This window comes from Catellatospora tritici (assembly GCF_019083965.1).
Taxonomy (GTDB): Bacteria; Actinomycetota; Actinomycetes; order Mycobacteriales; family Micromonosporaceae; genus Catellatospora; species Catellatospora tritici.
Window position 1 is genome coordinate 413,576 of the sequence record NZ_JAHRCY010000007.1, and the last position, 14,036, is coordinate 427,611.

The following is a 14,036-nucleotide window of genomic DNA, read 5'->3' on the forward strand; positions in this document are numbered from 1 at the left end:
GACCTGTTCGTGGTGAGTGCGCAGAACCCGAAGTTGGGGATCGGTAGGGATCTGGCGGGATCGGACGCCGGGCTCGTGCAGGTAGGCATGGTCCGCCATGGCGGAGTGGCACGGCCCCTTTGGCAGTCGCCATGCATGCGGCTTCGTCGCTGGGGCACTAGCCAGCTTGCTCGCCCGGATAACTGAGGTGCGAAGGGTTGCCCTACGACGCGGGTGAGGCGGTTCATGTCGGCGCTGCGAAAGTGCCGCCAGGTTCACCTCACTCGTACTACCGAGGGCGGGCTCCGCCCTCGAGACGATCAGATGTCTGGTCGAACAGGTGGCGACCAATACTGTCACGTCGCCCGGAAGTGAAGCTGGTCCGTTGGGATGCGTCAGGCCTCGTTCGGATCTGGGGGACACAGTGAGCGTCGGCGCCGAATCCCGGTCGGCAGTTGGCACCGGGTCCCAATCAGGCGTCGGTCCACCGCTGCGGCTGGGCGCCTCGGTGGCCTCCAGCGCGGTCCTCAGAGATGGCCGGATGTTCGGACCCCGCCCCAAGCGGATGTGCCAGTGCGGTCCACGAATCCGAGGAATACAGATGTGGCGGGCTCAACTCGATCCAAGCGTCGACCAGGAGGGGCGGCACGTACCCAGCCGCGGCCCGCGTCCTACCGCGCCGAGCCGTCGAGGACAGGCGGGGGGATCAGTTCTCGTCGGTCGAAGTCAACCGGCCCGCTCTATGAGGGCCGCCCATGCCCCAGGTTGCGCTCCCCGGGCAGACATCTTGGTGCTGGCCATCGCTTGGCCATCGACCTGCCCACCGCGCCGGGAGCTGCAACCGCTGGCCTCACACAGGAGAAGCTGCGAGGACACCGAGTGGCGTTCTCGTGGATCTTCTTGTTTCACGTGAAACGTAGACGGCACCGGGCACCGGGCACCGGGCACCGGGCACCGGGCACCGGGCACCGGGCACCGGGCACCGGGCACCGGGCACCGGGCACCGGGCACCGGGCACCGGGCACCGGGCACCGGGCACCGGGCACCGGGCACCGGGCAGTGTTCGCCATCCGCCCAGGGCTCGCAATCGGAAGCGCAGCTAAGACTTCCGAAGAACTCCAGACACGGGGGGGCGATCCGACGCAACCCCCGGGGCTATGTTTCACGTGAAACATCGAATCCCGGCACCCCGGCACCCCGGCACCCCGGCACCCCGGCACCCCGGCACCCCGGCACCCCGGCACCCCGGCACCCCGGCACCCCGGCACCCCGGCACCGGATTGTCTGAACGCCCCGCTAAACCCGCAAGGCAATCTGCCACGGGGCGTCCACGTAGCCACAACCGGCGCAGTCTTCGGCCCCCTACATCCGGATCCTCTCCGGTCATGACCGACTGGCGGGGCGACACGGGGATCAAGCGATCACACCTGCGCTGACCCCCCGCGAGCACGCACCCCGCCCGCCACCCCGTCGAGCACGTCCAGGGAGCCACCGCCGAGGGTCAGACGCGTACGCCTCGCGTGCGGACAGCAGTCACTCGTCCTGTTCCTGTCGGTGGCAGCAGGCATGATCGGACCCGCTGCCAAGCGAGCACCACAGGAGGAGACCCATGAACGATGGCCGCAACGACTTCGACTTCATCTTCGGACGATGGCGGGTACGCAACCGGAAGCTCCGCGATGTCACCGACCCAGCCTGTTCCGAATGGATCGAGTTCGGTGCGACCGCACACGCCGAACCGATTCTGGGCGGGCTGGGCCACGTGGACCGCATCTGGACGGACGCGCCACCTGGCGAGGACCCATTCGAGGGGTTCACCCTGCGCCAGTTCGACCCGCAGGCACAGGTATGGCGAATCTGGTGGGCGTCCACCCGCCGGGCGGGACATCTCGACCCGCCGGTCGAGGGGGTGTGGCGCGACGGCAGGGGCGTCTTCAACTGTGACGACGTGCTCGGCGGTCGACCGGTGAAGGTGCGGTTCGAGTGGACGACCGATGGTCCGGACTCTGCCCGATGGCAGCAGGCGTTCTCCCTCGACGAGGGTCACACCTGGACGACAAACTGGATCATGGACTTGTCTCGGACCACGGCCTGACCGCATCGTCTGGGCCAAAGCAGACCCGGCTCCTTGAGCGAGCACTCCGGGCTCGCCAATACGGGGAGATCGCTTGCCGATGTCGCTCGCTCGACTCCATCCGAGCGTGAGGTGACGTACCCGCACGCATGAGCTCCCAGGCCGATGCCGGGCCCGGTATGCGACCCCTGGCCGCCGTCGCGGCGACCCACTGCGGGGAGGGGCACCCGAGTGTCCCGGCGATCCTCGGTGACAGGTGGTCGGTTCCGGCTACCGCCCGCCGAAGGTGAGAAGTTGGAGCCTGGATACCGGCCACCCCGGGCGGCTCGATGGCGCACGTCCTCTGCCGGACCGAACGGATCTTGAGGTGGTGGTCTGGCCGGCGGAGAGCCCCGACACCAGCGTGCCGCCGGATGAGGTGTCGAGCACGTCCAGGCGCGGAACCGGCTCGTCGGAGGGCTTTGCTCTGGGGTACGCCGATTCGACGAGAGTGGGCGGCGACCCAAGCCCCCGAATCGGGCCGGAAGAACAGCGTGCCCGGCTGCCTGACCGGCGCGGTACGCACCCCCGGGCCTGGCGCCCTTCTGCCACGCCCAACCCCTCGACAGCGGCAGAGGATGGGCGGGCCGGGGGAGTGCGGGGCTGGCATCAGCCGTTCGTCGCGGTCCCGGTCCTGCTGTACAGGCAAAATGAAGCGGGCCGCCCGAGGGCGGCCCCCGTCATTTACCAAAAACACAACATCTCCACCCCGCAGATTCCCACCAACCGCTCCAGGTCGTCCACCGTGGCGAACTCTATCGTGATCTTTCCCTTGCTTCGGCCGATGTCGACCTTCACCCGGGTGTCGAACCGATCCGAGAGGCGGTCCGCCAGGTCGACCAGCGCCGGGGCGTGCGGCTTGGTACGCCGCTTCGCCGCGGGCTCCTTGGCCTGGTCGTCGTCCATGTTCGCGAGCTTCACCAGCTCCTCGGTCGCGCGCACCGAGTGCCCCTCGGCGACGATGCGCGTGGCCAGCTGCTCCTGGGCCTCAGGCTTGTTCAGACTGAGCAGCGCCCGAGCGTGCCCTGCCGACAGGATCCCCGCCGCCACCCGCACCTGTACCTGCGGGGGCAGGCTCAGCAGTCGGATGGTGTTCGAGATCTGAGGGCGGCTACGACCGATCTTCTTGGCAAGCTCGTCGTGCGTGGCCCCGAACTCCTCCAGCAGCTGCTGGTACGCGGCCGCCTCTTCCAACGGGTTCAGCTGTGCGCGGTGGATGTTCTCCAGCAGCGCGTCCCGCAGCATGTCGTCGTCTCGGGTGTCCCGGATGATGGCCGGGATCATGTCCTTGCCGACCGCCTGCGCGGCACGCCAGCGGCGCTCACCCATGACGAGTTCGTACTTGTCGGGGCCGATCTCGCGCACCACGATCGGCTGCAGGAAGCCGACCTCCTGGATGGAGATCTTCAGCTCGTCCAGCATCTCGTCGTCGAAGATCTGCCGGGGCTGCTTGGGGTTGGGCACGATCGAGCCGACCGGAACCTCAGCGAAGCGAGCACCAGGGACCGGCGCCAGCTCCGAACCGCTCGGCTGGACCGGTACGACCGGCACCGGCACCGCCACCGCCTCGACCGCGGCCGCCGATGCCGAGACCGTGGTCTCAACCGGGGGAGCGGGGGCAGGGGCCGCTACCGGCGCTGGAGCGCCCGCAGCGGGGGTGGTGGGGATGAGGGCACCGAGACCGCGGCCCAGACCTCCCTTGGGTCGGCCGGGGGCGGTCATGCCCGCACCTCGCCTTCCATGTCAGTCCACTCGGTCATGCCACGACTCCGATCTTCGCGCCGCGCTCGGCGATCTCCTGCGCGGCTTCGAAGTAGCTGGTCGCTCCGCGCGAACCGGGATCATAGGTCATGACCGACTGCCCGTAGCTCGGCGCCTCCGAAACCCGCACGTTGCGAGGGATCACGGAGGTGAGCACCTTCTCGCCGAAGTGGTTGCGCACGTCCTGCTCCACCGCGTCGGCCAGCCGGGTGCGGCGGTCGTACATGGTCAGCAGAATGGTGGAGACGTCCAGGTTCGGGTTGAGGTGGGCCTTCACCAGGTTGATGTTGTTCAGCAGCTGGTTCAGCCCCTCCAGTGCGTAGTACTCGCACTGGATCGGGATCAGCACCTCCTGCGCGGCGCACAGCGCGTTGACCGTGAGCAGGCCGAGCGACGGCGGGCAGTCGATGAAGACGTAGTCGAACTCCATGGGGAACGACTGGATCGCCCGGCCGAGGCGGGACTCGCGGGCGACGACCGAGACGAGCTCGATCTCCGCACCGGCGAGGTCGATGGTCGCCGGTACGCAGTACAGGTTCGGGATGCCCTCGACCGCCTGCGCCACCTCCTCCATCGGCACCTGGTCGATCAGACAGTCGTAGACGTCGGGCACGCCCGCGTGGTGCGGGACGTTCAGCCCGGTCGAGGCGTTGCCCTGCGGGTCGAGGTCGACCACGAGCACCCGGTTGCCGTAAAGGGCCAGCGCCACCGCGAGGTTCACGGTGGTGGTGGTTTTACCGACGCCACCCTTCTGGTTCGCGACGCACATGACGCGCTGCCGGGTCGGCCGAGGCATTGTCACCTCGCCGCTCGGGTTCAGGATCTGCACGGCGCGCATCGCTTCCATTGCCAACGGTGGGTCCTCCGAATCGCCTGGTGTCGCGTTCACGTCAGAAGCACCGTACGCGGTGGCGTTCTGATCCTCAGCCGCGACATGCGTGGAACTGGGCTGAGGGCGTGGGGATGGTGCGGGCCGGTTCGCCGGGGGAGCCGACGCCGGCACATAACCGGTGGCGCCGTGCGGAGTAGGGGAGACCTCCACCGCCGGTACGCCACTGGGCGGCGGCACGGAGGCCGTCGCCCGGAAGCCCGTCGCGTCCGGGCCGCCAGAGCTGCCAGGGGTCGCGCCCGGGGTGGCCGTGCTTGACATGTAGACGTTCGGGGCGGTTGGCCGCGCGCCGACCACTCGGTCGGTGGCGCCGCGCTGCGCCGGGGTTGATGTTTCACGTGAAACAACGCCGTGGGAGCCCCGGGGGAGGCTCATGCCGTATTCCTGCACCGTGTCATCCCTGCCCGCATCGGATCGGATGGCGGCGCCGGCCGGTCCGGCGCGCGCTGGCGTCTCTGCCGGCGGTGCATCCGCACCTGCGACAGTCGGATCCACATTATCGACGCGCGGCCAGCCTACGGCGGTCGGGCGGCGGACGCTACCGCGGTCGTCCACTTGGGCAGTCGACGAACCGCCGCGCGGACGGACATAGACGAAGAAACCAGGCGTCCACGAGGTACAGCCGTCGCCGTGCGCCGCGATCGCTCGACGCAGGGCGTACGGAAGGGAGCCTGCGAGAGTCCGGGGCAGGGGAGGGGCGAGGGCGACGGAGAGAGCGGACGGTAGCTGTATCCGAACCGGCATACCGGATCTGCCCGCTCGCTGCTTCGCCACCGCTGCACCCCTCCCGTGAGTGGAGGGTGCCCGGCGGGTCAAGCTAGCGTCGCGCTAGCGCCGGCGCCCTCCGCGGCTCGCCCGCTTGGACGGCCTGGCTGTCTTCGGCACGACCTCACGCTCCCGGACGATCTCCACCACGGTGGTCGCGGGCTCGATCAGGCCCACCCCGCACTGGTGAACGACGGGTGTACCGCCACCGAGCCGGGCCACCGCCACCGCATGCTCCGCGATCTCCTCGGCTGCCGAGGCGCCCTTGAGCGCCAGCAGCCGACCACCGACCGCGGCGAGCGGCAGGCACCAGCCCGCCAGCCGATCCAGCGGTGCGACGGCGCGGGCGGTGACCACGTCCGCGGCGATCAGGCCCACCTGCTCCTCGGCCCGCCCACGTACGACGCTGACCTGCTCGGTCAGACCGAGTTCGGAGACGGCTTCTTCCAGGAAAGATGTCCGACGTGCCAGTGTCTCGACCAGGATGACGGAAATATCCGGTCTAGCCACTGCGAGCACGATACCCGGCAATCCGGCGCCGGAGCCCACGTCGACGACCGTGGCGGCCGGGGAAATGAGTTCCGCGACGGCGGCGCAGTTCAGCAGGTGTCGGTCCCACAGCCGGGGTGCCTCGCGCGGGCCGATGAGGCCGCGGAGCACCCCGTCGGTGGCCAGCAGCTCGACATAGCGAGACGCCAACGGCAGCCGCGGCCCGAACAGGGCCTGGGCGGCGGGCAGCAGTTCGGGTGAGAGAGAGGAGCCGGCCACCCCCGTGGGGATGACCGGCTCCGTGAAGTCGTCGGAACTCACGCGGGACGAACCACGATCCGGCGGTTGGGCTCCACGCCCTCCGACTCGCTCTGCACGCCGGCCGACGCGTTCACCACGTCGTGCACGCACTTGCGCTCGAACGCCGACATCGGCTCCAGCTTGACGGCCTCGCCGTACTGCTTGACCTTCTCGACCGCGTTCTTGGCCAGCGCGCCCAGCTCCTTGCGGCGCTGGTCTCGGTAGCCGCCCACGTCGAGCAGCAGTCGGCTGGGCTCGCCGGTCTGCTTGAAGATGGCCAGGCGGGTCAGCTCCTGCAGCGCCTCCAGGGTCGCCCCACGCGGGCCGACCAGCGACTGCAACTTGCTGCCGACCACCTCGACCACCGGACGCCCGGCCGAGACCAGCTCGTCGATGTCGCCGTCGGCGTCGAGAATGTCGAGCAGGCCCTCGATGTAGTCCGCCGCGATCTCGCTCTGCCGGAACAGGTCCGCGTCAGAGGCCGCCTTGCGCTTCGGGGTCGCCGTGGCGTCCGCACCCTCCGCGTCGTCGTCGCCCTCTTCGTCGGCGTCGCCCTCTTCGTCGGCGTCGTCGTCCTCGTCGTCCTCGTCGTCGCCCTCGACGGCGACGTCGTCGACGTCGTCGATCTCCTCCGCCACGCCGTCCTCGGCAGCTCCAAGGCGCTCGACTGCCACGTCGTCCAGCTCAGTCTGGTCCGTCACGATCTTCTCCGTGGTATTCGATCCATCAAATCCCGTGCCCGGCGCGCCGAAACGCGCCGGCCACGAGCAGGTCTGCGGGGGGTGGCGGTCGGCCTCAGCCGACGTTCTTCTTCACCGACTTGCGCTTGGGATTGGTCGGCTTGGCGCCCACCTTCGGCGCGAGCGCCTTGGCCACCTCGGGGTCCACGGGCTGCTTCGGCTCGACCTTGCCGCCCATCTTCGGCGGCGGGTACTTCTTCAGCACCCACATCTGCTGGCCGAGCGAGAACAGGTTGGTGGTGGTCCAGTAGATGATCAGACCGAGCGGGAACGCCACCGCGGAGATGATCAGCGTCGCCGGGATGCCGTACAGCATCAGCTTCTGCATGGTCTTCTGGGTGGGGTCCTCGGACCAGCCGGTCTTGAGGATCATCTGACGGCTGGTCATGTACGTGGTCGCGATCATGACGATGCCCAGGATGCCGCAGAGGATCGCGGCCCGGCCGCCATCGCGGAACGTGGCGCCGATCGAGACGCCGAACAGCTTGGCCGCGGCGGCGCTGTCGAACTGCGCGGCGGTCCAGCCGTAGAGGGTCTTGTCGCTGGTGCCGGTGCCCAGGCGCTTGAGGATGTGGAAGACGGCGATGAACACCGGCATCTGCAGCACCAGCGGCAGGCAGCCCATGAGCGGGTTGGCCTTCTCGCGCCGGTACAGCTCCATCATCTCGCGCTGGAGCGTTTCCTTGTCACCCTTATGCTTCGCCTGCAGCTCCTTGAGCTGCGGCTGGAGCGCCTGCATGGCCCGCTGGGAGCGGATCTGCTTGACGAACAGCGGGAACAGGACGGCGCGGACAGTCAGCACCAGGAAGATGATCGCGAGGATCCAGTCCCAGTTGGTCTGGAGGAAGTTCACTCCCGGCAGGATCTTTGCCCACACGCTGTGCCAGGCCAACAAGAGCCAGGAGATGACCGAGTAGATCAGTCCCATCATGAGGGTGTTGCTCCAGTCACATCAGTACTGCGGCGGGTTTCGCGTGCGGGTGGCACTGGGTCGTATCCGCCCGGGTGAAAGGGATGGCAGCGGCCGATCCGCCGGACCCCGAGCCAGAACCCCCGCAGCGCGCCGTGGCGCGCGATCGCCTCCAGCGCGTAGGCGCTGCAGGACGGGTAGAACCGACAGCGGGCCGGCAGGCCCGGACTCACCCAACGACGGTACGCGATGATGGGGAGTGCCAGCACGCGACCGGGCAGTGTCGTAGGTCGCGGGACCTCGGTCGGGCTCATGGCCTGTTTCCCGTCGGAGTGTGGCGTGGACCCTTGTCCGCGCGACCACGGGTCGCCGCGGTGAGCGCGGCGTCGAGATCACGGCCGAGTTGGGCGTACGGCGTCGAGGCCGCCTGCGGCTGCGCGCGCACCACCAGCAGCGCTCCGGCGGGCAGCTGGGCCACCCGCTCGGCGGCCAGGTGCCGCAGCCGCCGCTTGACCAGGTTGCGGGTCACGGCCTTACCCACCGCCTTGGAGACGACGAACCCGACTCGCGCCGGTTCCGCAAACCCGTCCCCGGGCATGACAACGGCGTGGTCGGGGGCGGTTTCCCACTCCGACCACGCCGTGGTCTGTGCTTCGGCACCGGCGGGCACCATCAGGTGCACCACTACGGCGCCACGTCCTGCTCGGCGGCCCGCGCGCACGGCGGCGGCGAAGTCACTGCTCCGCCTCAACCGGTGCGCCGCTGGCAGCATCGCGTCAGGCCCGGAGGGCTCAGACCGCCAGCTGGGCGCGGCCCTTGGCCCGGCGCGAGGACAGCACCGCGCGACCGGCACGGGTCCGCATACGCAGCCGGAAGCCGTGGGTCTTCGCGCGCCGACGGTTGTTCGGCTGGTACGTGCGCTTGCTCACGTCAGGTCTCCTGGGGATCGCCCCGCACGTTTCGATGCGGGGAAGTACTAGCTATTCGCGGGTTGAGCACCCGGCCGCTGGTGTGTCGGGAACAGTTCTCGACACGGTTCTGACCGGGGGCATAGGCCGCAACCGACACCCTAGCAGAGGGTGATGGAGCAACCGCTCCAGGGTACACGTGCCGTCTATGTCCGCCAAGAACTCTGCGCAGCTCACTCATCGTGTCAACAGCGTCCGCTTGATGGCAACTGAGGGTGTCGTTATCAACACTCACCGAGAGTGAAGCTGTGGACAACGAGTGGACGCCTGTGGATAACCCTGTTAGCGTGCCGTGGTGCCCGGCCGGGAGGACTGACCGCTAATTGTGGCGGTTTTCGCAAAACCGGGCAATATGGTGGCTCGTTCGGCACGGTGGGCCGTCTGCCATGTGCCGACGCGGCGCACGCGGACGTCCGACGTAGCCGGACCCCGGATGTCGATCGACACACAGCCTGTGGATAACTTGTGGAGAACCCCGCGGTTTCGGGGGATAACCCAGGGGAAAACCACGGACCGTGATTACCCCGTCATTGATCGCAGCGGTATGGCGGTGCTGACGGCATCGGCGCCCCCGGACTGGACCAGACGCACACGGCAACCGAAGGGTCGACCGCATGAACGAGGCTCACAAGTGAGCGACCTCAACGCCGTGTGGCTGGCCGCCACCGACGAGCTCGCTGACGAGATCGTCTCGGCGCAGCACCGGGCGTACCTGCGGCTGACCCAGGCCCTCGCCGTGGTGGACGATCTGGTCCTGCTCAGCGTCCCGGACGCGTTCATCCGCGAGGTCATCGAGATCAAGCTGCGCACCGCGATCACCGACACGCTGTCGCGGATCATGGGTCGCCCCGTCCAGGTCGCCGTGAAGATCCGACCGCCCGACGAGTCCGGCGGCCGCCCGGCCGCGGCACCCGCGACGGCGCCACCGGAGTATCCGCCCGCCCCACCGGCCCCTTCCTTCGCTACTTCCACGCCGTTCCCGGCGGCACCGGCGGAGCACCAGGTGGTCGCGCCGCCCGCCGATGGAGAGGACGCGTTGTTCGGCGTACCGACGCCGCGTCATCCCGAGCCGGTGGCCGCCCGCACCTCCCCGATGCGGGTGCCCGACCGCGACGGCCCGCCGGACTCCGGTCCCGGCCGCGGCACCGGCCCGGTCGACCCGCGCGGAGGGCTCGGCGCCATGCGCGAGGATCGGCGCCCCGGGGCCACGCCCGGCTCGCAGTGGGAGTCGGGTGGCAACAAGCTCAACCCGAAGTATCGGTTCGAGACCTTCGTCATCGGCGCGTCCAACCGGTTCGCCCACGCCGCCTCGGTCGCCGTGGCCGAGTCGCCGGCCAAGGCCTACAACCCGCTGTTCATCTACGGCGGCTCCGGGCTGGGCAAGACCCACCTGCTGCACGCCATCGGTCACTACGCCCAGGAGCTCGGCCACGCCCGCAGCGTCCGGTACGTGTCGACCGAGGAGTTCACCAACGACTTCATCAACTCGATCCGCGACGACAAGGCCAGTGCCTTCCAGCGCCGCTACCGGGATGTGGACATTCTCCTGATCGACGACATCCAGTTCCTCGAGAAGCGGGACCGGACCCAGGAGGAGTTCTTCCACACCTTCAACACCCTGCACAACGCCAACAAGCAGATCGTGATCACCTCCGACCGTTCGCCCAAGGCGCTGTCGACGCTGGAGGACCGGCTGCGGACCCGGTTCGAGTGGGGCCTGCTGGCCGACATCCAGCCGCCGGACCTGGAGACGCGCATCGCGATCCTGCAGAAGAAGGCGGCACAAGAGCGGCTGCTGGCCCCGCCGGACGTGCTGGAGTTCATCGCCTCGCGGGTTTCGAACTCGATCCGCGAACTCGAGGGTGCCCTGATCCGGGTCACCGCGTACGCCAACCTCAGCCGGGAGCAGGTGAAGCTGTCCATCGCCGAGGAGGTGCTGCGCGACTTCATCCCCGACGACGCCGCACCGGAGATCACCGCCGACCAGATCATGATGTCGACGTCGGAGTACTTCGGGGTGAGCCTGGAGGATCTGCGCGGGCACTCACGCTCGCGGGTGCTGGTCAACGCCCGCCAGGTGGCCATGTATCTGTGTCGCGAGCTGACCGACCTGTCGCTGCCCCGGATCGGACAGGCCTTCGGCGGCCGCGACCACACCACGGTCATGCACGCCGACCGCAAGATCCGGCAGCAGATGGCCGAGCGCCGCTCGCTCTACAACCAGATCGCCGAGCTGACCAACCGCATCAAGCAGAACTGACCTCAGCTACTCCGTACGTCCCGGCAATGCTCCGTACGTCCCGGCAGCTACTCCGTACGTCCCGACGCCCCGCCCGGCCGACCGCCGCGCGGGGCGTTCGCATCGGTGGACCTGGGCTGTCGTACCCCCGGGCAAGGATGTTTCCCCACCGGTTGTGCACAGGCTGGGGATGATCGCGCAGCCATAGAAACTTGTCGAATCACTGCCTCGTTGTCCACAGCAACGGTGGAAAACCCGGTGGATAACCCGGTGGATTTCTTGTGGACGGGCTGTGGACGCATGTGGACGAAGAACTGGGGAAAAATCTTGCTGTGGAAAGGATGTGGACGGGGTGTGGACGCAGGCCCATGATCCGTGGACAGCCGAGCAAGATCGGTGGATATCGCTGTGGAGAACGACCCGGCCCGGTGTCCACAGATTGGGGAGAAACCCTGGGGATTGACGGTGGATAACCTGTGGACGTCGGTGGACAACCGGTGGACGAAGCTCCGCCTGTGGAGAAACAGGCTGGTTATCCACGCGCTGTCCACCGCTCATCCACACCCCCACAGGTGCTCTGAGCTGCGGATATAGGGGAAATCCACAGTTTCCACAGGACCGATGATGAAGACGTCAGTTATCTCAAAGAGAGAAAACAAACAATCATCGGGGAGCGGGCAGGTGTGGATGCCGTACGGCCTCGCTGTGCACAGGGGTCGGCGAGAAGAGATCGCCCGCAGGTCCTAAGGTTTTACCGGTCAGCAAGGCAGCATCAACGTGACCATGGAGGCTGAAGATGAAGTTCCGAGTGGAGCGTGATGCGCTCGCCGACGCCGTGGCCTGGACGGCCAAGAGCCTGCCCAGCCGCCCGTCAGTACCGGTGCTCGCCGGAGTGATGCTGCGCGTGGCCGACGGCCGCCTGCACGTATCGGGCTTCGACTACGAGGTCTCCAACCAGGTGGACGTCGAGGTTCAGGCCGACGCCGACGGCGCGACCCTGGTCTCCGGGCGTCTGCTTGCCGAGATCACCAAGGCACTGCCCGCCAAGCCGGTGGAGATCGCCGCTGTCGGCTCGCACCTGGAGCTGGTGTGCGGCAGTGCGCGGTTCACCCTGCCGACGATGCCGGTCGAGGACTACCCGACCCTGCCGGAGCTGCCCGCCAGCGCCGGTCGCGTGGACGCGGCCGTGTTCGCCTCGGCGGTGGCCCAGGTCGCCATCGCGGCCGGACGCGACGAGACGCTGCCGATGATGACCGGCGTGCGGCTGGAGCTGACCGGGGATTCGCTGGCCCTGCTCGCCACCGACCGGTACCGGCTGGCCATCCGGGAGATCACCTGGACCCCGGACGACGCCTCCATCAACGTCAACGCCCTGGTGCCCGCGCGCACCCTGGCCGATACCGCCAAGACGCTCGGCCCGATCGGCGGCGACGTCACCATCGCGCTCGCCGGTGGCGGTGCCGGTGAGGGCATGATCGGCTTCGTCGGCGGCTCGAAGGTCGGCGGTTCGCGGCGCACCACCAGCCGCCTGCTCGACGGGCAGTCGTACCCGCCGGTGCGGTCGCTGTTCGCGCCCAGCTACGCCTCCGAGGCGCGGGTCACGGTCTCGGCGCTGGTCGAGGTCGTCAAGCGCGTCTCGCTCGTCGCGGAGAAAGCGACTCCGGTGCGGCTGAGCTTCAGTGAGGATGGTCTCGTGGTCGAGGCCGGCGGCACCGAGGAGGCGCGGGCGAGCGAGGCGATGGACGCCACGTTCACCGGCGAGGCGATGACGATCGCGTTCAACCCGCAGTACCTGATCGAGGGCCTGGGCGCGCTGGGCGCACCGACGGCGGTGTTCTCGTTCAACGATCCGTTCAAGCCCGCTGTGATCACCCCCGCCGGCGATGACGGTGTGATTCCCGGTTTCCGCTACCTGATCATGCCGATCCGGGTTGGCCGCTGACCGAGCGGGCAGCACCAAGGCACCAGCACAACCGCACCAAGGGGGAAGACATGCAGCTCGGACTGGTCGGACTGGGTCGGATGGGCGGCAACATGCGGGACCGCCTCACCGAGGCCGGTCACGACGTCGTCGGATACGACCACAACCCGCAGATCTCGGACGCCGAAAGCCTGGCCGACCTCGTCGCCAAGCTGCAGGCGCCGCGCGCGGTGTGGGTGATGGTGCCTGTCGCGGTCACCGAGGCGGCGATTGACGAACTGGCCGCGCTGCTCAGCCCCGGTGACGTGATCATTGACGGTGGCAACTCGCGGTTCACCTCCGATGGGCCCCGCGCCGAGCGTCTCGCGAAGCAGAGCATCGGGTACGTCGACGTCGGCGTCTCGGGCGGCGTCTGGGGCAAGGAGTACGGCTACGGCCTGATGGCGGGCGGCTCCGACGAGCACATCGCCCGGCTGATGCCGATCTTCGAGGCGCTCAAGCCCGCCGGCGAGTTCGGTTTCGTGCACGCCGGCCCGGTCGGCGCCGGCCACTACGCCAAGATGGTCCACAACGGCATCGAGTACGGCCTGATGCACGCCTACGCCGAGGGCTACGAGCTGCTGGAGGCCTCCGAACTCGTCACCAACGTGCCCGGCGTCTTCAAGTCGTGGCGCGAGGGCACCGTGGTCAAGTCGTGGCTGCTCGACCTCATGGACGCCGCGCTGGAGGCCGACCCGCACCTGGACAAGATCAAGGGCTGGGCCGACGACACCGGCGAGGGCCGGTGGACCGTGGAGGAGGCGATCCGCCTCGCCGTGCCGCTGCACGTCATCTCGGCGGCGCTGTTCACCCGGTTCGAGTCCCGCCAGGACGACTCGCCCGCGATGAAGGCGATCGCCGCGCTGCGCAACCAGTTCGGTGGGCACGCCGTGCGCGCCGTCGACACCAAGCCCGCCGGCTGA

At 68.6% G+C, this 14,036-nt stretch carries 12 protein-coding genes; 4 read left to right on the forward strand and 8 right to left on the reverse strand.

What is annotated here, in order from left to right; all coding sequences use genetic code 11:
- Positions 1-1,588 precede the first annotated feature (1,588 nt).
- Positions 1,589-2,074 carry a hypothetical protein gene (locus tag KUA19_RS18975; RefSeq protein WP_217397319.1) on the forward strand — a complete coding sequence of 162 codons (486 nt, stop codon included), beginning with the start codon at positions 1,589-1,591 and terminating at the stop codon, positions 2,072-2,074.
- A 702-nt stretch (positions 2,075-2,776) separates the two neighbouring features.
- On the opposite strand, the gene KUA19_RS18980 is transcribed toward KUA19_RS18975, so the two are convergent.
- From KUA19_RS18980 to rpmH, 8 genes are all read right to left on the reverse strand, one after another.
- A complete protein-coding gene (locus KUA19_RS18980) occupies positions 2,777-3,814 on the reverse strand; it encodes a ParB/RepB/Spo0J family partition protein (RefSeq protein WP_217397320.1) in 1,038 nt (345 codons plus the stop codon).
- A gap of 34 nt (positions 3,815-3,848) precedes the next feature.
- Positions 3,849-5,117 carry a ParA family protein gene (locus tag KUA19_RS43985; protein WP_302499374.1) on the reverse strand — a complete coding sequence of 423 codons (1,269 nt, stop codon included), beginning with the start codon at positions 5,115-5,117 and terminating at the stop codon, positions 3,849-3,851.
- 453 nt (positions 5,118-5,570) lie between these two features.
- Positions 5,571-6,275 carry a 16S rRNA (guanine(527)-N(7))-methyltransferase RsmG gene (rsmG, locus tag KUA19_RS18990; RefSeq protein WP_308167516.1) on the reverse strand — a complete coding sequence of 235 codons (705 nt, stop codon included), beginning with the start codon at positions 6,273-6,275 and terminating at the stop codon, positions 5,571-5,573.
- Between the two features lie 38 nt (positions 6,276-6,313).
- Positions 6,314-6,997 carry a Jag family protein gene (locus KUA19_RS18995; RefSeq protein WP_308167507.1) on the reverse strand — a complete coding sequence of 228 codons (684 nt, stop codon included), beginning with the start codon at positions 6,995-6,997 and terminating at the stop codon, positions 6,314-6,316.
- 94 nt (positions 6,998-7,091) lie between these two features.
- Positions 7,092-7,967, reverse strand: a complete 876-nt coding sequence (gene yidC / locus KUA19_RS19000) for a membrane protein insertase YidC (RefSeq protein ID WP_254549634.1) — start codon at positions 7,965-7,967, stop codon at positions 7,092-7,094.
- Positions 7,964-8,260, reverse strand: coding sequence for a membrane protein insertion efficiency factor YidD (gene yidD, locus KUA19_RS19005; protein WP_212828528.1), 297 nt, complete (start codon positions 8,258-8,260; stop codon positions 7,964-7,966). The genes yidC and yidD overlap by 4 nt, the downstream gene beginning before the upstream one ends.
- Entirely contained in the window at positions 8,257-8,718 is a 462-nt protein-coding gene (rnpA, locus tag KUA19_RS19010) for a ribonuclease P protein component (protein WP_217397321.1), read from the reverse strand. The genes yidD and rnpA overlap by 4 nt, the downstream gene beginning before the upstream one ends.
- 19 nt (positions 8,719-8,737) lie before the next feature.
- Positions 8,738-8,875, reverse strand: a complete 138-nt coding sequence (gene rpmH / locus KUA19_RS19015) for a 50S ribosomal protein L34 (RefSeq protein WP_212828526.1) — start codon at positions 8,873-8,875, stop codon at positions 8,738-8,740.
- A gap of 670 nt (positions 8,876-9,545) precedes the next feature.
- Here rpmH and dnaA point away from each other — a divergent pair.
- The 3 genes from dnaA to gnd all read left to right on the forward strand — a co-directional run bounded on the left by dnaA (position 9,546) and on the right by gnd (position 14,036).
- The gene (dnaA, locus tag KUA19_RS19020; protein WP_308167508.1) at positions 9,546-11,174 is read left to right on the forward strand and encodes a chromosomal replication initiator protein DnaA; all 1,629 of its coding nucleotides are present in this window, start codon (positions 9,546-9,548) and stop codon (positions 11,172-11,174) included.
- A gap of 775 nt (positions 11,175-11,949) precedes the next feature.
- Complete coding sequence (gene dnaN / locus KUA19_RS19025; protein ID WP_217397323.1) at positions 11,950-13,095, forward strand: DNA polymerase III subunit beta; 1,146 nt, start codon at positions 11,950-11,952, stop codon at positions 13,093-13,095.
- 50 nt (positions 13,096-13,145) lie between these two features.
- Complete coding sequence (gene gnd, locus KUA19_RS19030; RefSeq protein WP_217397324.1) at positions 13,146-14,036, forward strand: phosphogluconate dehydrogenase (NAD(+)-dependent, decarboxylating); 891 nt, start codon at positions 13,146-13,148, stop codon at positions 14,034-14,036.